Raw genomic sequence first — 22,244 nt, 5'->3', positions numbered from 1 at the left:
GCTGGGACGCGGGTCACGCGATCATGGTCGCCGCAGCGCGAACCACAGCTCCATCCGTACGTCCGGGTCGTCCAGGTCCCGTTCCAGCAGCGCCGCGCACTTGGCGATCCGCTGCCGGACGGTGTTGCGGTGCACGTCCAGCGCGACCGCCGTACGGTCCCAGCTGCCGTGCAGGGACAGCCAGGTGCGGAGGGTCTCGGTGAGGGCGGGGTTCAGCGGGGTCAGCAGTGCCCGGGCATGTGCCTCGGCGTCCGCCTCCGGCACCAGGTCGGCGAGGGCGGGGCGGGCCCCGTACCGGACCAGTCCGGCCCGGGTCGCACGGGCGCGGGCCAGCGCACGGCCCGCCTGGACGTCGGCGGCGGCCCAATCGTGCGGTCCGGCGACGGCACTGACCCCCAGCGTCCACCCCGGCTGCGGGGCCGGTTCCGGGCCGGCGGGCAGCAGCACCCGTACGACATCCCGCGCCACGTCCACCAACGGCGACCCCAGCGCCGCGCCCAGCGCGGAGGCAGCGACCGGGTCGGGAGCGGCGGCCGTGTCGGGCCGGGCGTGCACGACGACCCACCGCTCGTTCCCGAGGAGCGGGGCCACGTCCTCCGCGGAGGCGCCCAGCAGCAGCCGTACGAGAGCGGACGAGCGCGCCGCCCCCGAACCGCTCTGATGCTCACCGGTGAGCAACGACAGGAGCACGGCGGCGACGGAGGCGATCGTGTGGTCGCCGGGGCCCCGCTGCGGGGCGGCGACCCCGAGCACGAAGCCGCGCCCGGCGCCCAGGGAGTAGGCGGCGAGGTGGACGTCGGCGACGGTGTCGGTGGCCGAGGTGGGGGAGGCGGGCGCGGTGGCCGGGCTCGGGCGGCCGCCGCCGGGTGCGTGGCGGCCGGCGGCCGCGGAGCTGCCGGGCCCGGCGGAAGTGGCCGGTCGGGTCGGTGTTGCTCCGGCGGAAGTGGCCGGTCGGGTCGGTGTTGCTCCGGCGGAAGTGGCCGGTCGGGTCGGTGTTGCTCCGGCGGAAGTGGCCGGTCGGGTCGGTGTTGCTCCGGCGGGCGGGACCGTGGCGGTCGGCCGGACGATCCGCGCCAGCCCTTCCAACGCCTCCCGCACGTCCCGGGCCTCGGGCCCCCCTGCGGCTCGCGTCCGCTCAGCCCCTCGCCCGGCCACCGCGACCTCCGCCCCGTCCGGCCCGTACAGCACAGCCCACCCCCCGACCCGCCGCGCCAGCTGCCGCAGGACGGACGGCACCGGGTCGGGGCGGGACGCGGCCGCCGCCAGGCTCTGCTGGGCCTCCGTCACGCGGCGGAGTTCGGCAAGTCGGGCCTGGGCCATCAGTTGCCAGACCGCGCGGGCCACGGCGGAGAAGGTGGTCCGGGGCGGGACCTCGATCAGGGGCAGCTCGTAGGAGTCGCAGGCCGCGACCAGGGCGCGCGGGACCGTGTCGTGCACCGGGGCCACCCCGAATCCGAGGGCCGCGCCGCCTGCCGCGACGATCCTCGACACGTAGTCGTCGAAGTACGTGCCCGAGCCCGCCGCCTCCGGGATGTGCACCCCCGCCGTCAGCAGCAGCTCACCGCCCAGCAGATACGGGTACGGGTCCGCCATCTCCGAGGTGTGCGCCCAGTGGACGACCGCGGACGGATCCGCGGGGCCCGCGATCTGCCGCAGCCCGAGATCCTCGCGGGCCAGCAGCGCGGCCAGCGGGACCGGTGGGGTGGGTGGGACGGCCGGGTCCGGCATGGTGGACGTTCCCTCCATCCAGTACCGCTCGATGGGATGAAACGTACACTTCGCAGTCGCTTTCCGGCCACCTACTGTCGACGCAGACCGGCAGAAGGAGGGCCCCATGGCCGTCGACTACACCGTCATCGTCGTCTACCTGGCCGGCATGCTCGCCATGGGCTGGTGGGGCATGCGCCGCGCCAGGTCCAAGAGCGAGTTCCTGGTCGCCGGGCGCCGTCTCGGGCCCGCCATGTACTCCGGCACCATGGCCGCGATCGTCCTCGGGGGCGCCTCCACCATCGGCGGCGTGGGCCTCGGCTACCGGTACGGCCTCTCCGGCGCCTGGATGGTCTTCACCATCGGCCTCGGCCTGCTGGCCCTGTCCGTCTTCTTCTCCGCCCGCATCGCCCGCCTCAAGGTCTACACCGTCTCCGAGATGCTGGATCTCAGGTACGGCGGCCGGGCCGGGATCATCTCCGGCGTGGTCATGTGGGCGTACACCCTCATGCTCGCGGTCACCTCGACCATCGCCTACGCCACGATCTTCGACGTCCTCTTCGACATGAACCGGACCGTCGCGATCGTCCTCGGCGGCTCGATCGTCGTCGCGTACTCGACCCTCGGCGGCATGTGGTCCATCACCCTCACGGACATGGTGCAGTTCGTCGTGAAGACCATCGGCGTACTGCTTCTGCTGCTGCCCATCGCCGTCGTCAAGGCGGGCGGCTTCGGCGAGATGAAGGCCAAGCTGCCCACCGGGTACTTCGACCCGCTGGGCATCGGCGGCGAGACGATCTTCACCTACGTCCTGATCTACACCTTCGGCATGCTCATCGGTCAGGACATCTGGCAGCGCGTCTTCACCGCCCGCAGCGACACGACCGCCAAGTGGGGCGGCACGGTCGCCGGCACCTACTGTCTCGCGTACGCCCTCGCCGGTGCGGTCATCGGTACGGCCGCCAAGGTCCTCTACCCGAACCTGGCCAACGCGGACGACGCCTTCGCGACCATCGTGAAGGACGAACTCCCGGTCGGAGTAAGGGGCTTGGTGCTGGCCGCCGCGCTCGCCGCCGTGATGTCGACGTCCTCCGGCGCGCTGATCGCCTGCGCGACGGTGGCGAACAACGACATCTGGTCGCGGCTGCGGGGGAGGCCGGCCGAAGGGGAGCGCGACGAGGTTCGGGGCAACCGCGCCTTCATCCTGGTCATGGGCGTGGCCGTGATCTGCACGGCGATCGCCCTCAACAACGTCGTCGAGGCGCTGACCGTCGCCTACAACCTCCTGGTCGGCGGCCTCCTCGTCCCCATCCTCGGCGGACTCCTGTGGAAGCGCGGCACCGCCCAGGGCGCGCTCGCCTCCGTGATCGTCGGCGGCCTCGCCGTCATCGGCCTGATGGCGGGCTACGGCATCCTCGCCAACGAGCCCGTGTACTACGGCCTGTCGGCATCCCTGGTCGTCTACGTCGCCGTATCCCTGGCGACCCCGGCGACCGACACCGCCGTACTCGAAGCGTGGCGCGAGCGTCTCGCCGGGCGCGGTGTTCCCGAACCGGTTCCGGCATCCCGGTAGACCGGTCGGTATCGAACAGCACGACAGAAGGAAGGCACACGACCATGAGCACCTCCGAGACCCCCCGCGGCCCCGTCGACTCCTCCCGCGTCCCGCGCTACGCCGGCCCCGCGACCTTCGCCCGGCTGCCGCGCCTCGACGAGGTCGGTCGGGCCGAGGTCGCCGTCGTGGGGGTGCCCTTCGACTCGGGTGTCTCCTACCGGCCGGGCGCCCGCTTCGGCGGCAACGCGATCCGCGAGGCGTCCCGGCTGCTCAGGCCCTACAACCCGGCACAGGACGCGTCCCCCTTCGCGCTGGCGCAGGTGGCGGACGGCGGCGACGTCGCCGTGAACCCGTTCGACATCAACGAGGCCGTCGAGACGATCGAGGCGGCCGCGGACGACCTCCTCGGTACCGGCGCGCGCCTGATGACCCTGGGCGGCGACCACACCATCGCCCTCCCGCTGCTCAGGTCGGTCGCGAAGAAGCACGGCCCGGTCGCCCTGCTGCACTTCGACGCCCACCTCGACACCTGGGACACCTACTTCGGAGCCGAGTACACGCACGGGACGCCGTTCCGGCGGGCGGTGGAGGAGGGGATCCTGGACACCTCCGCCCTCTCTCACGTGGGCACCCGCGGGCCGCTGTACGGCAGGCAGGACCTCACCGACGACGAGAAGATGGGCTTCGGCATCGTGACGTCCGCGGATGTCATGCGGCGGGGTGTGGACGAGATCGCCGACCAGTTGCGCCAGCGCGTCGGCGACCGCCCGCTCTACATCTCCATCGACATCGACTGCCTGGACCCGGCGCACGCGCCCGGCACGGGCACCCCCGAGGCGGGCGGCATGACCTCCCGCGAGCTGCTGGAGATCCTGCGGGGTCTGGCATCGTGCAACCTGGTGTCGGCGGACGTCGTCGAGGTGGCCCCCGCGTACGACCACGCGGAGATCACGTCGGTGGCGGCCTCCCACACCGCCTACGAACTGACCACGATCATGTCCCGCCAGATTGCAGAGGCCCGCGCGCAGTGACTCACGACCACGACCTGGTGCTCCGCCCGACCGCCGCCCAGACCGAGGCCGCGCTGAACCCGCCTCCCGGCCGCAGCGGCGGAGACCTGGTCGTGGAGACGCTGGCCGCGCTCGGCGCGACGACCGTCTTCGGCCTGCCCGGCCAGCACGCGCTCGGCATGTTCGACGCGCTCCGGCGGTCCGACCTGCGCTACATCGGCCTGCGGGTGGAGAACAACGCGGGCTTCGCGGCGGACGCGTACGGCAGGGTCACGGGGGAGGCGGCGCCGCTGCTGCTGTCGACCGGCCCCGGCGCGCTGACGTCCTTGGCCGCTCTTCAGGAGGCTGCCGCGGCCTCGGCGGCCGGTCCTGGCGATCAGCAGTCAGATCCCGACCGCCGGTCTGGGCGGCGGCCGTCACGGCTATCTGCACGAACTCCCGGACCAGTCGGCCTCGTTCAGGGGCGTGGTCAAGTCGGTCCACACCGTCCGCGCCCAGTCCCAGATCCCCTCCGCGATCGAGGCGGCCTGGAAGTCGGCACTGACCGCCCCGCACGGCCCGGTGTGGGTGGAGATTCCGCAGGACGTGCTGCTGTCCCCGACCCTGATCCCCGTGGTGACGGGCGGCGACGCCTTCCCCGAGGAGCTGCCTCCGCGCCCCGAACTCACCGCGGTGGCGGCCGACCTGCTGTCGAACGCGGCCCGGCCGGCGATCATCGCGGGCGGGGGAGTCGTACGGGCGGACGCGTCCCGCAAGCTGCGACAGCTGGCGGAGACCCTCCAGGCCCCGGTGGTCACCACGCCCGGTGGCAAGGGCGCCTTTCCCTGGACGCACCCCCTGTCCCTCCAGTCCTGGATCGAGGACCGCCACACCACGGACTTCCTGGAGGACGCGGACGTACTCCTGGTGGTCGGCTCGGGGCTGGGCGAACTCTCCTCGAACTACCACACGTTCAAGCCGCGAGGCCGGGTCGTGCAGATCGAGGCGGACCTCGGCAAGCTGGAGTCCAACCACCCCGCGCTGGGGATCCACGCGGACGCGCGGCTGGCCTTGCAGGCACTCCTGGAGACGGTCTCCCCGAGGGAGGACACCGAGGCCCCCGAGCGGGTCCGTACGGTTCTCGCGAAGGTCGCCAACCGCATCGCCGCCCAGGAACTCACCCTGGAACAGGACCTGTTGGCGTCGGTCCGCAGGGCCCTGCCCGCCGACTCCCCGTCCTTCTGGGACATGACGATCCTGGCGTACTGGGCCTGGTCGGCCTTCGACGCCAAGGGCCCCAACCACATGCACTCGGCCCAGGGCGCCGGCGGCCTCGGCTACGGCTTCCCCGCGGCCCTGGGCGCCGCCGTGGCCGACCCGACCCGCCCGGTCCTGGCGGTCTCCGGTGACGGTGGCGCCCTGTACTCCGTCGCCGAACTCGCCACGGCCCGCCAGTACGACCTGAACGTCACCTGGCTGATCGTCGACGACGGCGGCTACGGCATCCTGCGCGAGTACATGGCGGACGCCTTCGGCCAGGCCACGGCGACGGAACTGTCCCGCCCCGACTACGTGGCACTGGCCGAGTCCTTCGGCGTCCCCGGGGTCCGTACGACCCCCGAGAACCTCGCGGACGACCTGTCGAAGGCGCTCGGCTCACCGGGGCCCTCGGTGGTCGTCCTGCCGGCGGTGCTGCGGATGTTCGCGCCCACGCACCTGTAGCCGGGCTCCTACCAGATCGCCTCGACCCACTCCGGGTGGTCGATGAACGGGTTGCGGTTGTGCTGGTAGGTGTCGTAGATGACCTGGTTGCGCTTCTCCTCGAAGGCGCTCGGCGGGTCCGCCTCGTTCCAGGCCTTGAGGACGGAGAGCTTGCCCATGTAGGGGTTGGAGCCGTTGCCGACCTTCTCGTTGGGCTCCAGGTCGGCGAAGCCGTCGCCGCCGTCGTAGCGCACGGCCATGTAGAGGATCATGCGGGCCACGTCGCCCCGGTCCGCGGCGCGCGGCGCGAAGGAGTCGGAGTCGACGGTGCTGCCGCCGCCGTTGGTGACGGCGCTGCCTCCGTTGTCGAAGTCGAGGTTGCCGCGGATGCTGTTGACCTGGACGTCCGCGGGGCGCAGGTGGTGCAGGTCGGTGCCGGGCCCGGTCACCTCGCCGAAGTCGCCGTGGGACTTGGCCCACACGTGCTCACGGTTCCAGTCGCCCGTGTCACCGCCGTTGAGGGACTTGCTGCGGGAGACACCGCTGTACAGCAGGATCACGTTGCTGCTGTTGTTCGGGTCCTGGTCGGTGACCTTGAGCGCGTCCCAGACCGCGGAGTAGGAGATCTTCGAGACGTTGGCGCTGATGATCGTGTGCAGGGAGGACTTCAGGGTGGTGCCCGTCTTGCCGACCGCGTTCTTGTAGTACGTCGAGTCGTACGCGGTCGTCGTGGCGGCGGCCGGGGTCGTGGTCACGACCGGGGCAGCGAGCCCGACCAGCACGGCGGCGGTGGTGAGCGCCACCGACTTCCAACTACGGATGCGTGTCGCCGGCATGAGGGGGGTCCCATCTACGCGGGTTGAATGGAGGCGGCAGATGGGAGCGTGACATGGACATGCGGCCGTGTAAATGGATGGCGCGTGTCCATTAGGTGACCTGAAACGGCAAATCGGGCCTTGTCTACGCGAGTTGACACGCCGAGCGGCCCCCGACGCGTGATCGGGGGCCGCTTTACCGGGACTTGGGTCAGCTGACGTCCGACGGGTCCAGGCGGTAGACCGTCGACGTGTTCGTGTCCGACGCCGAGCCCTTGCTCGTGCTGTAGGCGCTCTCCTTCACCGCCGTGCCGTTCTTCTGCACCCAGCTGGTGATCTCCTGGCTGAGGCTGCTGTTGCCGCCCATACCGCCGCCGCCGAGCTGGATGTAGTGCAGCTCGCCCTTCTTCACCAGCTCCTTGAGCCGGGCGAGGGTCATCGCCTGGTCGGTGCCCGTGAAGCCCCACATGGAGATGACCGGCTTGTGCGTGCTGAGGATCAGCTGGCCGGCGCTCTGCGAATTGGACACCGCGAGCAGCCACTTGGCGCCGTCCTGGTGCTTCTCCAGGTACGAGACCAGCGCGCTGTCGACGCTGCCGCCCATGCCGCCGCCACCGCCACCGGGGCCACCGGTCATGCCGCCCGTGCCGCCGGGAGCCGTACCGGACTCGCCGTTCCGGCCGTCGGCGCTGCCACCGCCCGGGAGTTCCCCGTTCGTGCCGCCGGGTGCGCCGCCCTGCGGGAGCTCACCGGTGCCGCCACCGGGCTGCACCTGGCCACCGCCGTTGCCGCCGGGGAACTCCCCGCCCGCCTGGCCGCCCTGCTGGGTGCCGTCCTGCCCGCCGGGGCCACCGCCGTTGCCGCCGAAGCCGCCCCGGCCGCCACCGCCGCCGGGACCGCCCATGCCGCCACCGGTCGACGGACCCGCCGTCGGGTTGGTGCCGCCCATGCCGCCGGTGGTGGTGGAGAAGGCCGGCGAGGCGGCGTACGCCGTCGGGCCCGCGAGGGCCGCCACGATCGCCGCGACGACGGACACGCCGAGCAGCCGCGCCCTGGTGCCGGAACCCGCCGTACGGAAGACGAACAGGCCCACGATCGCGAGGACCATGACCACACCGACGGCCGGCCACAGCCAGGTGTTCCAGCCGGTGGCCCGGCGCAGCAGCACGATCGCCCAGATGCCGGTGACCGCGAGCCCGGCCGGCAGCACCCAGGACCAGCGGGCGTCACCGCCGCGGAAGGCGCGCCACAGCATGACACCGCCCGCGCCGGTCAGCGCCGCGATGCCCGGGGCGAGCGCGGTCGTGTAGTACGGGTGCATGGTGCCCTCCGCCATCGCGAAGGTCAGGTAGTGCAGCACCAGCCAGCCGCCCCACAGGACGAGCGCGGCGCGGGTGGCGTCGGTGCGCGGGGCCCGGCCGCACAGCACCAGGCCCGCCACGAGCGCGAGGAAGGCGAAGGGGATCAGCCAGGAGATCTGGCCGCCGAGGATGTCGTTGAACATCCGGCCGAGGCCCGCGGTGCCGGCGAAGGTGCCGCCCCCGCCGCCACCGCCTCCGCCGTTGCCCTCGCCGCCGAGGACCCGGCCCAGGCCGTTGTAGCCCATGATCAGGTTCCAGGCGGAGCCGTCGGTCGAACCGCCGATGTAGGGCCGGTCGTCGGCGGGCACGAGCGAGACCGCCGTAGCCCACCAGAAGCTGGAGACCGCCAACGCCCCAGCCGCGAGGGCCAGGTTGACGGCCTTCCTCCTCCAGCCGAGCCGCGACGCGTACACGTACACCGCGAAGACGGCGGGCAGGGCGATGTAGCCCTGGAGCATCTTGGTGTTGAAGGCGAGCCCGAAGAGGACCGCGGAGCCGATGAGGGGCAGCAGCCTGTCGGTGCGCACCGCGCGCAGCGCGAGGGCCGCGCCGCCGACCATCAGCAGGACGAGGATGGTGTCGGGGTTGTTGTCCCGGTTGATCGCGACGGTGATCGGGGTGAGCGCGAGGACGAGCGCGGCGATCGCGGCCGCCGCGTGCCCGAACACCCGCTTCACGGAGGCGTGCAGGATCCAGATCGTGCCGAGGGCGGCCGCGACCTCGGGCAGCATCATCTGCCAGGTGCCGAAGCCGAAGACGCGGCACGACAGCCCCATGATCATCAGCGCGAACGGTGGCTTGTCGACGGTGAGGAAGTTCCCCGCGTCGAGCGACCCGAAGAACCAGGCCTTCCAGCTCTGCGTCCCGCTGTAGATCGCGGAGCTGTAGAAGCTGTTCAGGCCGGCCCCGGACAGGTTCCAGCTGTAGAGGACGCCGGCCAGGACCAGGATCGCGAGCAGGGTGGGCAGCGACCAGCGCGGGGCCTTGTCCGGGGATGCCGCGGGCGGGGCCGGTGGTGGCCGGTCGGCGGACACGGTCTCGGTGTGGGGGTGGGGATCGGTGGCAGATGTCACCCGGGCATCGTGCGAAGGGCGGTTGGGTGAGGGCTGTGACGTAGCTGGCGCCGTCCTGTGAAAACGCCACGGGTTGGGTAACGGCTCGCACAACCATTCCCCATGCGTACAACCATTCACCCGAACCCGAGAGTCAACTGGGCATGACACGGGGGATAGCAAGACACGCGAAATGGATCGCGGCCGGTGCGCTGGCCGCCTGCGTCGCCGCCGCCACGCCGGCCGCCGCCGCGACCGCACCGGCCGTCAGCTGCACGTCCGCGAAGGCGGGCCTCGCCGACAAACTGAAGCGGGACATCACGTCCGCCCTCTCCCACCGCTCGGGCACGATCGCGGTGGGCCTCTACGACCGTACGACGAAAACCACCTGCACCCTCCGCTCCTCCACCGCCTACGACTCCGCGAGCGTCGTCAAGGTGACCGTCCTCGCCACGCTGCTGTGGGACGCCAAGAAGCACAACAGGTATCTGACCGACCGTGAGAGCACCCTCGCCAAGGCCATGATCACCAAGTCGGACAACGACGCGACCAGCAAGCTGTGGCGGCAGCTCGGCCTGACGAAGATCAAGGGCTTCCTCACCGCGGCCGGCATGACCCGGACCAAGCCCGGGGCGAACGGTTACTGGGGCCTGACCCAGATCACCGTCACCGACGAGCAGAAGCTGCTCAAGCTGATCACCGCGAAGAACACGGTCCTGAGCGACAACGCCCGCGCCTACATCCTGAAGTTGATGGGCCAGGTCATCTCGTCGCAGCGCTGGGGCACGCCGTACGGCGCCGGATCGGGCATCTCCTGGCACGTCAAGAACGGCTGGCTCCAGCGCTCCACCCACGGCTGGCGGGTGCACAGCGTCGGCACCTTCAAGGGCGGCGGCCACGACTACATGATCACGGTGCTCACCCACGGCAACAGCACCATGAACTACGGCATCACAACCATCCAGGGCGTCGCGAAGGTCATCCACCGGGATCTCGCGGCGAGCTGACGCCTGCCGGACTCCCGTACGTCACCGACCCGCTCTACGGTGACGCCCATGCAGCTGAGAACCGTACTCGCCACCACCACCGCGGCCCTGGCGGCGGCGGCCTGCCTCGCGGCCACAGGCCCGGCGCAGGCCGCCGCGCCGGTGAGCCACGCCTGCTCCCCGTCCGTCTCGCTCGACCGCTTCTCCGACGCGCTCGACAAGACGACGTACGACGGCACCTTCGTCGGCAACCTCTCCGCGCTCGCGGTGGACCGGGACGGCTCGCTCGCCGCCCTCTCGGACCGCTCCTCGCTGTTCTCCCTGGACGCGAGGACCCTCGCGCCGAAGTCGGTCGTCCCGCTCGTCGACGAGAAGGGCGCCGCGCTGGACTCCGAGGGCCTGGTGATCGACCGGGACGGCACCCGGCTGATCACGTCGGAGACCGAGCCGTCGATCCGCCGCTACAGCACCGACGGCATGATCCTCGACCGCCTCCCCGTCCCGGCCTCCCTCCAGGTGGCCCCGGCGGGCCGCGCCACGTCGAACCAGACCTTCGAGGGCCTGACCCTCATGAACGGCGGCCGCACCCTGCTCGCCTCCATGGAGTACGCGCTCTCCGGCGACACGGCCGGCATCGTCCGCTTCCAGACCTGGCGGCGCCACCACGGCCGTTTCGAGCTCGCGGCCCAGTACGCCTACCGCACCGACGCCGCCTTCCTCGGCGTCCCCGAGGTTCAGGCCCTTCCCGACGGCCGCCTGCTCGTCCTGGAGCGCGGCTTCACCTCCGGCATCGGCAACACGGTCCGCCTGTACCTGGCCGATCCCCGCCACGCGACGGACACGAGCGGCGTCGAGAACCTGACGGCCCAGTCCGGCGTGCGCCTGATCAAGAAGACCCTGCTCACGGACATCGCGAGCTGCCCGACCCTGGGCGCGACGGCCAAGCAGCCGCAGCCGAACCCCCTCCTCGACAACATCGAGGGCATGGTCGTCACGGGCGTGAGCAAGGGCCGCCTCAAGGTCCTCCTGGTCAGCGACGACAACCAGAACGCGGTGCAGACGACCCGGTTCTACTACCTGAGGGTGCGGTCCTGACCCTCGGGAATATTGCGGAGGGATGAAATCCGCTTGGTTTCGCGTTGGTGCCTTCCGGTAGATCAGGTCGAGGGACAAACCGGAGGGCACCGCGTGGAACCGCAACGGGGATGGGCACGACGACTGGCCGGGTACGCCTGGCGTTACCCCAAGGACGTCGTCCTCGCTCTGGTCTCGTCCCTCGGCGGCATGGCCGTCATGGCGATCGTCCCCCTGATCACCAAGGTGATCATCGACGACGTCATCGGTGACCACACCCGGGACATGGCCCCCTGGGCCGGCGCCCTGGTCGTCGCGGCGGTCCTCGTCTACGTCCTCACCTACATCCGCCGCTACTACGGCGGCCGCCTCGCCCTCGACGTCCAGCACGACCTCCGCACGGAGATGTTCGGCACGATCACCCGCCTCGACGGCCGCCGCCAGGACGAGCTGTCCACGGGCCAGGTCGTCGGCCGGGCCACCAGCGACCTCCAGCTGATCCAGGGCCTGCTGTTCATGCTGCCGATGACGATCGGCAACTTCGCCCTCTTCCTGATCTCCCTGATCGTGATGGCCTGGCTGTCGATCCCGCTCACCCTGGTCGCCCTGGCGGTGGCCCCGGCCCTGTGGTGGATCGCGAGGCGCTCCCGCTCCAAGCTGCACCCCGCCACCTGGTACGCCCAGGCCCAGGCCGCCGCCGTCGCGGGCGTGGTCGACGGCGCCGTCAGCGGCGTACGCGTGGTCAAGGGCTTCGGCCAGGAGGACCAGGAGACCGGGAAGCTCCGGGAGGTCGGCCGCCGTCTCTACGCGGGCCGCCTGCGCACGATCCGCTTCAACTCGAAGTACACCCCGGCCCTCCAGGCCGTCCCCGCCCTCGGCCAGGTCGCGATGCTGGCCGTCGGCGGCTGGCTCGCGGTCCGCGGTCACATCACGCTCGGCACCTTCGTCGCCTTCTCCACCTACCTCGCCCAGCTCGTCGGCCCGGTCCGCATGCTCGCCATGGTCCTCACGGTCGCCCAGCAGGCCCGCGCCGGCACCGAGCGCGTCCTGGAGCTGATCGACACCGAGCCGTACCTGAAGGACGGCACCAAGGAACTCCCCGCCGACGCGCCGGCCACCGTCGAGTTCGACGACGTGTCCTTCGGCTACGACCATGAGCGCCCGGTGCTGCGGGGACTGTCCTTCGAGATCCGCGCCGGCGAGACCCTCGCGGTCGTCGGCTCCTCCGGCTCGGGCAAGTCCACCGTCTCCCTGCTCCTGCCGCGCTTCTACGACGTCACCCACGGCGCCGTCCTCATCGGCGGCCACGACGTCCGCGAGCTCACCCTGGACTCCCTGCGGGCCGCGATCGGCCTGGTCCCCGAGGACTCCTTCCTCTTCTCGGACACGGTCCGGAACAACATCGCCTACGGCCGTCCCGAGGCGACGCAGGAGGAGGTCGAGAAGGCCGCCCGCGCCGCCCAGGCGGACCGTTTCATCGCCGCGCTCCCCGAGGGCTACGACACCAAGGTCGGCGAGCACGGCCTCACCCTCTCCGGCGGCCAGCGCCAGCGCGTCGCGCTCGCCCGGGCGATCCTCACCGACCCGCGCCTGCTCGTCCTTGACGACGCCACCTCAGCCGTGGACGCGCAGGTCGAGCACGAGATCCACGAGGCCCTGAAGCAGGTCATGGAGGGCCGCACCACCCTCCTCATCGCCCACCGCCGCTCCACCCTGAACCTCGCCGACCGCATCGCCGTCCTGGAGAACGGCCGCCTCGCCGACCTCGGCACCCACGAGGAGCTCCAGCACCGGTCGCCCCTCTACCGCCGCCTGCTCACCGACCCCGACGGACTCGGCGGCGTCTCCCCGGGCCACGCCCGTCCGGCCGCCGTACAGGATGACACCTCCGTACGCGACGAGCTGGACGCCGAGTTCGACGCCGAGCGCGGAGTCACCCCCCACCTGTGGACCGGCGACCGCGAGCCCAAGGACACAGCTCTGGCCGGCACCCCGGCCACCCCCGAACTCCTCGCCGAGGTCGACGCGTTGCCTCCGGCGACGGACACCCCCGACATCGACGAGGCACGCGCGGTCACGCCCGAGGAGTCGTACGGCCTACGACGGCTGCTGCGGGGCTTCGGCCGCCCGCTGCTGATCAGCCTGGGCCTGGTCGCCGTGGACGCCGGTATGGGCCTGCTGCTCCCGGTGATGATCCGGCACGGCATCGACGACGGCGTCACGCGGATGGCCATGGGAGCGATCTGGACGGCGACCCTGTTCGCCCTGCTCTCGGTCCTCGTCCAGTGGACGGCCCAGATCGGCGAGACCCGGATGACCGGACGCACCGGCGAACGGGTCCTGTACTCCCTGCGTCTGAAGATCTTCGCCCAGCTCCAGCGGCTCGGACTCGACTACTACGAGCGGGAGCTGACGGGCCGGATCATGACGAGGATGACGACGGACGTCGACGCCCTGTCGACGTTCCTGCAGACCGGCCTGGTCACCGCGTTCGTCTCGGTCGTCACCTTCTTCGGCATCATGGGCGCCCTGCTGGTGATCGACGTACAGCTGGCGCTGGTCGTCTTCGCGACGCTCCCGCCGCTGATCATCGCCACGTACTTCTTCCGCAAGGCGAGCGTGAAGGCGTACGAACTCGCCCGTGAACGCGTCTCGCTGGTCAACGCCGACCTCCAGGAGTCGGTGTCCGGGCTGCGGATCGTGCAGGCGTTCCGCCGGGAGCGGGACGGCGCGGCGCGCTTCGCGGAGCGCAGCGACAGCTACCGCCAGGCCCGCACCCGGGGCCAGTGGCTGATCTCGATCTACTTCCCGTTCGTCCAGCTGCTGTCCTCGGTGGCCGCCGCGGCCGTGCTGATCGCGGGCGCGGGCCGGGTGGACGCGGCGACCCTGACGACCGGCGCCCTGGTCGCCTACCTTCTCTACATCGACCTGTTCTTCGCCCCGGTCCAGCAGCTCTCCCAGGTCTTCGACGGCTACCAGCAGGCGACCGTCTCCCTGGGCCGCATCCAGGAACTGCTCCAGGAACCGACGTCCACGAAGGCGGCCGAGGAGGCCCTGGACGTCCTGTCGTTGCGGGGCGACGTGGCCTTCGAGAACGTGCACTTCGCGTACGGGGACGACGAGGAGGCCCTCGGCGGCATCGACTTGAAGATCCCCGCCGGTCAGACAGTCGCGTTCGTCGGCGAGACGGGCGCGGGCAAGTCCACCGTGGTCAAGCTGGTGGCCCGGTTCTACGACCCGACGGGCGGCCGGGTGACGGTCGACGGCACGGACCTGCGCACCCTGGACCTGACCTCCTACCGCCACCGCCTCGGCGTGGTCCCCCAGGAGGCCTACCTCTTCCAGGGCACGGTCCGCGACGCCATCGCCTACGGCCGCCCGGACGCCACCGACGCCGAGGTCGAGGCGGCGGCCCGCGCGGTCGGCGCCCACGAGATGATCGCCACGCTGGAGGGCGGCTACCTCCACGAGGTCGCCGAACGCGGCCGCAACCTCTCCGCGGGCCAGCGCCAGCTGATCGCGCTGGCCCGGGCGGAACTGGTCGACCCGGACATCCTGCTCCTCGACGAGGCCACGGCAGCCCTGGACCTCGCCACCGAGGCCCTGGTCAACCAGGCCACCGACCGTCTCGCGGGCCGCCGTACAACCCTGGTCGTGGCCCACCGCCTGACCACGGCGGCCCGCGCGGACCGCGTCGTGGTGATGGACCACGGTCGCGTGGTCGAGGACGGAACGCACGACGAGCTGCTCGCGCTGGACGGGCGGTACGCCGAGTTGTGGCGGACGTTCGTAGGGGAGCCGGTCGAGGTGTCCGGCTGACGGTCGTGCAACCGTCCGACATACGCTCTGCGTCCGTACATCTGTACGCCAAAGAGCTGCGGGAGGGACGGCAGTGAAGAGTGGAGCGATACGGCGGCTGGCGGTGGGACTGGCCGTGACGGTGGCGGCCGGGATGCTCGGGGTCGCCGTGCCGGGACAGGCGCAGGCCGCGGCCTCGACCTGCGAGGGGCGCAAGGTCAGGTCGTTCCCGTTCTCCACCGGCACCGTGGAGGTGTACAAGCGGCGCGGTTACGTGTGCGCGGTGACACTTCCCAAGCGCCCCGGAGTCCGGCAGCACATGAAAGTGAGTCTGCGGGCCTACGGGTTGCGGCCGGTCGAGGACGTGGGCCGGTACAGGTACCGGGCCGGTCCGGTCACCGTGCACGCCGGGCAGCGGAAGGTGTGGGTGAAGGGCGAGGTCGGCCGGGGCAAGTACGACTCGGACGGCTGGATCCGGCTCTGAGACACAGGTTTCCCACAGGGTTTTCCCCATCGTGGCGTCACCTCCCCTGGTGCGGACCGGACTTGCGCCGCTAGCGTCCGGCGCACATCTGTACTCACAGGGGAGGGTGCATGCGCAAGGCGCTCAGATGGCTCCTCACGCTGGTCGTGCTCATCGGCACGGTCAGTACGGCAGGGGCGGCCACCGCCGCCGAGCCGGAGGCCGACGGCACCAGTGCCACCACCGACATCAAGGATCAGCTCCTCGCCGTCCCGGGGATGAGCCTGATCGAGGAGAAGCCGTACACCGGCTACCGCTTCTTCGTTCTGAACTACACCCAGCCGGTCGACCACCGGCACCCGTCCAAGGGCACGTTCCAGCAGCGGATCACCGTGCTGCACAAGGACGCCGGCCGGCCGACGGTCTTCTACACCGGCGGCTACAACGTCTCGACGACTCCGAGCCGCCGTGAGCCGACCCAGATCGTGGACGGCAACCAGGTCTCCATGGAGTACCGCTTCTTCACGCCCTCCCGGCCCGACCCGGCCGACTGGACCAAGCTGGACATCTGGCAGGCGGCCAGTGACCAGCACCGCATCTTCAAGGCGCTGAAGACGGTCTACCCGAAGAACTGGATCTCCACGGGCGGCTCCAAGGGCGGCATGACCGCCACCTACTACGAGCGCTTCTACCCGCGGGACATGGACGGCGTCGTCGCCTACGTCGCCCCCAACGACGTGGTGAACAACGAGGACTCCGCCTACGACCGCTTCTTCGAGAAGGTCGGCACCAAGGAGTGCCGCGACCGGCTGAACGCGGTGCAGCGCGAGGCCCTGGTGCGGCGCGAGCCGCTGGAGAAGAAGTACGCCCAGTACGCGGCGGCGGAGGGCTTCACCTTCAGCACCGTCGGCAGCCTGGACCGGGCCTACGAGGCCGTCGTCCTCGACTACGTCTGGGGGTTCTGGCAGTACAACCTGCTGGCGAACTGCGGTGACGACGAGCTCGTCCCGCCGGACGCGAAGACCGCGACCGACGACCAGATCTGGAACTCGATCGACACCATTTCCGGGTTCTCCTTCTACACCGACCAGGGCCTGGCGCCGTACACGCCGTACTACTACCAGGCGGCCACCCAGCTCGGCGCCCCGACGATCCACTTCCCGCACATCGAGAAGAAGTACATCCGCTACGGCTACCAGCCGCCGCGCAACTTCGTCCCGCGGGACATCCCGACGAAGTTCCAGCCGTACGCGATGCGGGACGTGGACAACTGGGTGCGGAACAACGCCCGTCACATGCTCTACGTCTACGGCCAGAACGACCCGTGGGGCGCGGAGCGGTTCCGCGTCGACAAGGGGGCGAAGGACGCGTACGTGTTCACCGCGCCCGGCATGAACCACGGGGCGAACGTCGCCGGTCTGGTCGCCGACCAGAAGGCGTTCGCCACGGCCAGGATCCTCGCCTGGGCGGGCGTCCCGGCCACCGCCGTGACCGAGGCGAAGCCGCTCGCGAAGTTCGACAAGAAGCTGGACGTCCGTGACGTGGAGCGCGAGCCCGCCCTGCGTCCGTAGTCCGCTCGCCGCGCCCGGCCGGGATCACAACGGCCGGGCGCAGCCCACCGGCTGAGCGCCGCCGAGCTGGACGTACAGGGCCGTCGACAGCGGGCACCGGCTGCGCTCGGCGACCGCCTTCACCACCTTGTACTGCGGTTTCCTCGCGCCCTTGCCGTCACACGCGGTCTCCCTGACCTGCCCGCTGCCCGAGCCGTACACGCAGTCGCCGACGATGGTCCGCGGTCCGCCCCCGCCACCGGGGTCACCGGGGTGCGGCGGTTGCAGGTTGCGCATGCAGGCGTATCCCTGCGGTACCGCCCCGTCGCCGTCCTCGTCGGAGATCTGGCTCTGCTCGCTGATGTGCAGCACGAAGTCGGTGGTCGCCGGGCACGGCGGCCCGCCGGCCGGGGTACCGTCGTGCCGGGCCACGACCCGTGCCGCCGCCCGCTCACTGGTGCAGGGCACCTCGGTGAAACTGGCCTTGCCGAATGAGCTGCACTCGTCGACCGCGAGGAACACCGCCCCGAAACCGGAGGCCCGGGTCGCGGACGGCGAGACCGAGGCCGTGGCGGCGGTCCCCTCGTCGCTCTCCCCGCCGGCCGCCGGCTGCGTGCACCCCGTCAGCAGGGCGGCGAGCAGCGCCGGCAGTACACACACCACCCCCGTGGAAAACCTGTCGCGCATCGCCATCCCCCCGCACTGACCCCGCCGTCCAGCGTGACCGTCGCGGCGGGGCCACGCCAGACGTGTGGGGTCCTTTGCGCCTTTCGGGGGTGATGTACGAGTTGCGAGTCGTACGGGAACTACGTCCCGCGCGCTATCGGCCGTACGACAGCCCGTGCCCGACCGGGTACAGCACCTTCGCCGGATCGTCCGCCCGCTGCACCGGCACCGGCAGCCTCCCGCGCGGCGCCGCCGTTCCGGCGATCACCCGTGCCGCCGCCCGCAGTTCGACGTCGGTCCAGGAGTAGGCCGCCAGGTAAGCCGGGACAGTGGGCAGTTGGGCCACGTCGTAGGGATTGCGGATCGCGACCGCCACCACCGGCCTCCCGGTCGCCACGAGCTGCTCGACGAGTGTCTTCTGGGCGGCCGTGATGTTGTACGTCCCCACGATCACCGCGTCCGCGTCCTGCGCGGCGGCGACGGCCTGGGCGATGGTGGCCGCCGAGGGGGCCGTACCGGTCGGCAGGGCGGTGGCCGTGAAGCCCAGTTCGGTGAGGGCCGCAGCGAGGACCCCGGTCGGCGGGCCCGTCGTGCCGGAGGGGGAGGCGGGGTCGGCGCCCACCACCAGCAGCTTGGGGTGGGTGTTGCGGTTCAGGGGCAGCAGCCGCCCCTCGTTGACCAGCAGGGTCGTCGTCCGCTCGGCGATCCGGTCGGCCGCGGCGAGGTGGGCCGGGGTGCCGACGGTCCGGGTGACGCCGCCGTGGCTGACGTACGGCTTCTCGAAGAGCCCCAGCCGGGCCTTGAGCCGCAGGATCCGCAGGATCGACTCGTCCAGCCGCGCCTCGGTGAGCTCGCCGCCCTGTACGGCCCTCAGGACGGCGTTCCACGCGACGTCCAGGGACGGCGGGTTGAGCAGCTGGTCGACACCGGCCTTGAGAGCGAGGACGGGGACGCGGTCGTCGCCGTACTTCGTGCGGACGCCCTCCATGCCGAGGGAGTCCGTGACCACGACCCCGTCGTAGCCGAGTTCGCCGCGCAGGATGCCGGTGAGGATCGGGTGGGACAGGGTGGCCGGGTCGCCGGAGGCATCGAGGGCCGGGAACTGGATGTGCGCGGTCATGATCGAGTCGATGCCGGCGCGGATCGCGGCCCGGAAGGGAACGGCGTCCAGCTTCTCCCACAGTTCCCGGCTGTGGGTGATGACCGGGAAGCCGTAGTGGCTGTCGACGGCGGTGTCCCCGTGCCCCGGGAAGTGCTTGGCGGTCGCGGCGACCCCGGCGCCCTGGTACCCGGCGACCTCGGCCGCCACGAGCCCGGCGACCGCGCCGGCCTCGGAGCCGAAGGAGCGGACGCCGATGACGGGGTTGGCCGGGTTGACGTTGACGTCGGCGACGGGGGAGTAGTTCTGCCGGATGCCGATGGCCCTGAGCTCCTGCCCGGCGACACGGCCGAGGGCGTGGGCGTCCTTGCGCGACCCGCCGGCACCGATCGCCATGGCGCCCGGGAAGAGGGTGGCGGGCTCACCGACCCGGCAGACGATCCCGTGCTCCTGGTCGGTGGAGACGAGGACGGGCAGTCCGCGCGGCTGTCGCAGGGACGCCTTCTGGATGCCGTTCGACAGGTCCGCGATCTGGTGCGGATCACGGGTGTTGTGCGCCCAGGTGAAGTAGATGATCCCGCCCACCCGGTACCTGGCGATCATCTCGGCGGCCGTACGGACGCCGATCTCCTTGAGGTTGGCGTCGGCGTCGGCCTGGTCGGGGGCGGTGGCGGAGTGGCCGTAGACCCGCATCACGAAGAGTTGGCCGACCTTCTCCTCGATCGTCATACGGGAGATGAGGGAGCGGAGCTTCTTGTCGTCGGCGTGTGCGGTCCCGCCGATGGCGAGTGAGGCGGCGACGCCTGCCGTGGCGGCGAGGACGGTACGTCTGGAGGGCACGTGCGCTCCTTCCGGAGGTGATCCGCTGAAGGAAACTTCCGAGGGGTCACCAATATCCGGGAAGTTTCTGCCAGTCAAGGGAGCGCGCAGCAACCAGGGAGGGGCCGCCATCGGCGCAGTTGGAGGGGGGCGCGCCGATGACGGCGTGCTGCCGGCCGCAGTACGCAGGAGAGGGTTGGTCAGCGTTCGCAGCCAGCAGCGAGGCCGACGCCGTACCACGGTGACTCTCCGGCAGCTTGCGCATTGGACGAGCGGCGGCGGGGCGGGGTTCCCGGCTCGGGCCGAATATCCCCAAGTTGGTGCGGCCGGGGCCAACGGGACTGATGAGTCGGCGACTTGCACGGCGTACGGTCGCTGCATGGGTCAGTTGATGCCGCTCCTGATCGTCATCGGTTCTCTCGCCATCGTGCTCGGGCTCTTCACGGCCCTGGCCGGACACGTCCGCAGACGGGGCACGGCCGGGGGCGGCCTGCGCGGCGCGCTGGCCGCACACGACGAGGCGTGGCACGGAACGGCGGCCGACTCGTACTACGAACTCCAGGTGCAGACGGACCGGAAGGCGCCGCTGCCGGACGACCGGTGGAAGCGGGGGCCACGCTCCGGGCGTCGCGCCTGAACGAGGTCCACCCCGTGGACGTCCCCGCGCCGGGGGTGGTCGTGGGCGATCATGAGGGGCATGCCCGCCGACACGCCCGCCCCGCAGACCCTCTCCCTCCCCGGCTCGAAGTCCATCACCGCCCGGGCCCTCTTCCTGGCCGCAGCGGCCGACGGAGTCACCACCCTCGTACGCCCCCTCCGCTCGGACGACACCGAGGGCTTCGCCGAGGGCCTGGTACGACTGGGCTACCGGGTGGGCCGTACGCCGGACGCGTGGCAGGTGGACGGCCGGCCGCAGGGACCGGCCGCCGCCGAGGCGGACGTGTACTGCCGTGACGGCGCGACAACCGCCCGCTTCCTGCCCACCCTGGCCGCGGCCGGCCACGGCACGTACCGCTTCGACGCCTCGCCCCAGATGCGCAGGCGCCCCCTGTTGCCGCTGTCGCGTGCGCTGCGCGACCTGGGCGTGGACCTGCGGCACGAGGAAGCGGAGGGACATCACCCGCTGACAGTGCGAGCGGCGGGCGTGGAGGGCGGCGAGGTGACGCTGGACGCGGGCCAGTCCTCCCAGTACCTCACCGCACTCCTGCTACTGGGCCCCCTGACCCGCCGGGGCCTGCGCATCCGCGTCACGGACCTGGTGTCGGCGCCGTACGTCGAGATCACCCTCGCGATGATGCGGGCGTTCGGGGTGGAGGTGGCGAGGGAGGGCGACGTCTTCGTCGTCCCGCCGGGCGGCTACCGCGCCACGACCTACGCGATCGAACCCGACGCGTCCACGGCGAGCTACTTCTTCGCGGCGGCGGCGGTGACCCCGGGCGCCGCAGTGACCGTCCCGGGCCTGGGCACGGGCGCGCTCCAGGGCGACCTCGGCTTCGTGGACGTACTACGGCGGATGGGAGCGGAGGTGTCCGTCGGCACCACGGCCACCACCGTCCGGGGCACCGGCGAACTGCGCGGCCTCACGGTCAACATGCGGGACATCTCGGACACGATGCCGACGCTCGCGGCGATCGCCCCCTTCGCCTCCGCCCCCGTCCGCATCGAGGACGTGGCGAATACGCGGGTGAAGGAGTGCGACCGCCTGGAGGCCTGCGCGGAGAATCTGCGCCGGCTGGGCGTGCGGGTGGCGACCGGCCCGGACTGGATCGAGATCCAACCGGGGGCCGCTCCTTCGGCTGGCACCCGCATCACGACATACGGCGACCACCGCATCGTCATGTCCTTCGCGGTCACCGGCCTTCGGGTACCGGGAATCTCGTTCGACGACCCCGGATGTGTACGCAAGACTTTCCCCGGTTTCCATGAGGCGTTCGCGGAGCTGCGAAGGACCATCGGGGGTTGACGAGGCGTTGAGTTTCCAGCTGGAAGGGCCGGTCCTGGCAGGCGAGTTGGTGCGCCTGGAACCGCTGGGCCACGAGCACACGGCGGACCTGGCCGTGGCGGCGGAGGAGAACCGCGGTACGTACGAGTTCACCTGGGTGCCCAGGGCCGACGAAGTCGGTGACTACGTCGACGCGCAGCTTGCGCGGGCGGCGGCGGGGCGGCTCGCGCCGTACGCACAGGTGTCGGTCGCGACGGGACGGGCGGTGGGGGCCACGTCGTTCTGGGAACCGCGGTGCTGGCGGTCGCAGGACCGACTCGACGCCGTGGAGGTCGGTTTCACCTGGCTGGCGGGCTCGGCGCAGGGGACGGGCATCAACGCCGAGGCCAAGCTGCTGCTCTTCCGGCACGCCTTCGAGGAGTGGGACGTCGCCCGGGTCGATCTGAAGACGGACGCCCGCAACGAACGCTCCCGCGCGGCGATCCAGAGCGTCGGCGCCCGTTTCGAGGGCGTCCTGCGGAACTGGTCGCGCTCCTGGGCGCCCGGTGAGGACGGACGGCTGCGGGACTCGGCGATCTTCTCCATCACGGCGCAGGAGTGGCCGGGGTGCCGGAAGCGGTTGGAGGAGCGGGTGGCGGGGTTCGTGGCGCGGCGGGGATGAGGGGAG

General features: G+C 71.4%; 15 protein-coding genes and 1 pseudogene. 11 read left to right on the top strand and 5 right to left on the bottom strand.

Annotated elements, in window-relative coordinates; all coding sequences use genetic code 11:
- Window positions 1-21: 21 nt before the first annotated feature.
- Complete coding sequence (locus QF027_RS18155) at window positions 22-1,728, bottom strand: helix-turn-helix domain-containing protein (protein ID WP_307075647.1); 1,707 nt, start codon at window positions 1,726-1,728, stop codon at window positions 22-24.
- Window positions 1,729-1,834: 106 nt separating this feature from the next.
- On the opposite strand from QF027_RS18155, the gene QF027_RS18150 reads away from it, so the two are divergent.
- The 3 genes and pseudogenes from QF027_RS18150 (at window position 1,835) to QF027_RS18140 (ending at window position 5,973) form a co-directional block, all read left to right on the top strand.
- Window positions 1,835-3,280, top strand: a complete 1,446-nt coding sequence (locus QF027_RS18150) for a sodium:solute symporter (protein ID WP_307075645.1) — start codon at window positions 1,835-1,837, stop codon at window positions 3,278-3,280.
- 44 nt (window positions 3,281-3,324) lie between these two features.
- Window positions 3,325-4,293: an agmatinase gene (gene speB, locus QF027_RS18145; RefSeq protein WP_307075643.1), complete on the top strand. Its 969-nt coding sequence runs from the start codon at window positions 3,325-3,327 to the stop codon at window positions 4,291-4,293.
- Window positions 4,290-5,973 (top strand): annotated as a pseudogene (locus tag QF027_RS18140) (thiamine pyrophosphate-binding protein). The gene speB and the pseudogene QF027_RS18140 overlap by 4 nt, the downstream one beginning before the upstream one ends.
- A gap of 8 nt (window positions 5,974-5,981) precedes the next feature.
- On the opposite strand, the gene QF027_RS18135 reads toward QF027_RS18140, so the two are convergent.
- Complete coding sequence (locus QF027_RS18135) at window positions 5,982-6,788, bottom strand: endonuclease I family protein (protein WP_307075641.1); 807 nt, start codon at window positions 6,786-6,788, stop codon at window positions 5,982-5,984.
- Window positions 6,789-6,978: 190 nt separating this feature from the next.
- Complete coding sequence (locus QF027_RS18130; RefSeq protein WP_307075640.1) at window positions 6,979-9,201, bottom strand: glycosyltransferase family 39 protein; 2,223 nt, start codon at window positions 9,199-9,201, stop codon at window positions 6,979-6,981.
- A gap of 143 nt (window positions 9,202-9,344) precedes the next feature.
- Between QF027_RS18130 and QF027_RS18125 the strand changes: the two genes are divergently transcribed.
- The 5 genes from QF027_RS18125 (at window position 9,345) to QF027_RS18105 (ending at window position 17,072) form a co-directional block, all read left to right on the top strand.
- Window positions 9,345-10,187 carry a serine hydrolase gene (locus QF027_RS18125; RefSeq protein WP_306980953.1) on the top strand — a complete coding sequence of 281 codons (843 nt, stop codon included), beginning with the start codon at window positions 9,345-9,347 and terminating at the stop codon, window positions 10,185-10,187.
- Window positions 10,188-10,235: 48 nt separating this feature from the next.
- Window positions 10,236-11,261 (top strand): esterase-like activity of phytase family protein, encoded by a 1,026-nt coding sequence (locus tag QF027_RS18120; protein WP_307075638.1) that lies wholly within the window; start codon window positions 10,236-10,238, stop codon window positions 11,259-11,261.
- A 93-nt stretch (window positions 11,262-11,354) separates the two neighbouring features.
- The gene (locus QF027_RS18115) at window positions 11,355-15,059 is read left to right on the top strand and encodes an ABC transporter ATP-binding protein (protein WP_306980957.1); all 3,705 of its coding nucleotides are present in this window, start codon (window positions 11,355-11,357) and stop codon (window positions 15,057-15,059) included.
- A 73-nt stretch (window positions 15,060-15,132) separates the two neighbouring features.
- The gene (locus QF027_RS18110) at window positions 15,133-15,522 is read left to right on the top strand and encodes a hypothetical protein (protein ID WP_306980959.1); all 390 of its coding nucleotides are present in this window, start codon (window positions 15,133-15,135) and stop codon (window positions 15,520-15,522) included.
- Window positions 15,523-15,632: 110 nt separating this feature from the next.
- Window positions 15,633-17,072 (top strand): S28 family serine protease, encoded by a 1,440-nt coding sequence (locus QF027_RS18105; protein ID WP_306980961.1) that lies wholly within the window; start codon window positions 15,633-15,635, stop codon window positions 17,070-17,072.
- Window positions 17,073-17,096: 24 nt separating this feature from the next.
- Here QF027_RS18105 and QF027_RS18100 read toward each other — a convergent pair whose 3' ends face one another.
- A complete protein-coding gene (locus tag QF027_RS18100) occupies window positions 17,097-17,738 on the bottom strand; it encodes a hypothetical protein (RefSeq protein WP_306980964.1) in 642 nt (213 codons plus the stop codon).
- Between the two features lie 133 nt (window positions 17,739-17,871).
- Window positions 17,872-19,656, bottom strand: coding sequence for a glycoside hydrolase family 3 protein (locus QF027_RS18095; protein WP_307075636.1), 1,785 nt, complete (start codon window positions 19,654-19,656; stop codon window positions 17,872-17,874).
- Between the two features lie 358 nt (window positions 19,657-20,014).
- Here QF027_RS18095 and QF027_RS18090 point away from each other — a divergent pair, with 358 nt between their 5' ends.
- The 3 genes from QF027_RS18090 to QF027_RS18080 are packed head-to-tail and all read left to right on the top strand — an operon-like array spanning window position 20,015 to window position 22,238.
- Window positions 20,015-20,272 carry a hypothetical protein gene (locus QF027_RS18090; protein WP_307075635.1) on the top strand — a complete coding sequence of 86 codons (258 nt, stop codon included), beginning with the start codon at window positions 20,015-20,017 and terminating at the stop codon, window positions 20,270-20,272.
- A 60-nt stretch (window positions 20,273-20,332) separates the two neighbouring features.
- Window positions 20,333-21,598 (top strand): 3-phosphoshikimate 1-carboxyvinyltransferase, encoded by a 1,266-nt coding sequence (gene aroA / locus QF027_RS18085; RefSeq protein ID WP_307075633.1) that lies wholly within the window; start codon window positions 20,333-20,335, stop codon window positions 21,596-21,598.
- 7 nt (window positions 21,599-21,605) lie between these two features.
- The gene (locus QF027_RS18080) at window positions 21,606-22,238 is read left to right on the top strand and encodes a GNAT family N-acetyltransferase (RefSeq protein ID WP_307075631.1); all 633 of its coding nucleotides are present in this window, start codon (window positions 21,606-21,608) and stop codon (window positions 22,236-22,238) included.
- Window positions 22,239-22,244 lie beyond the last annotated feature (6 nt).

It is taken from the genome of Streptomyces canus, from assembly GCF_030816965.1.
In the GTDB taxonomy this organism is placed as follows: Bacteria; Actinomycetota; Actinomycetes; order Streptomycetales; family Streptomycetaceae; genus Streptomyces; species Streptomyces canus_E.
Note: the sequence above shows the minus strand (reverse complement) of the source record. Positions and strands in the feature narration are given on the sequence as shown.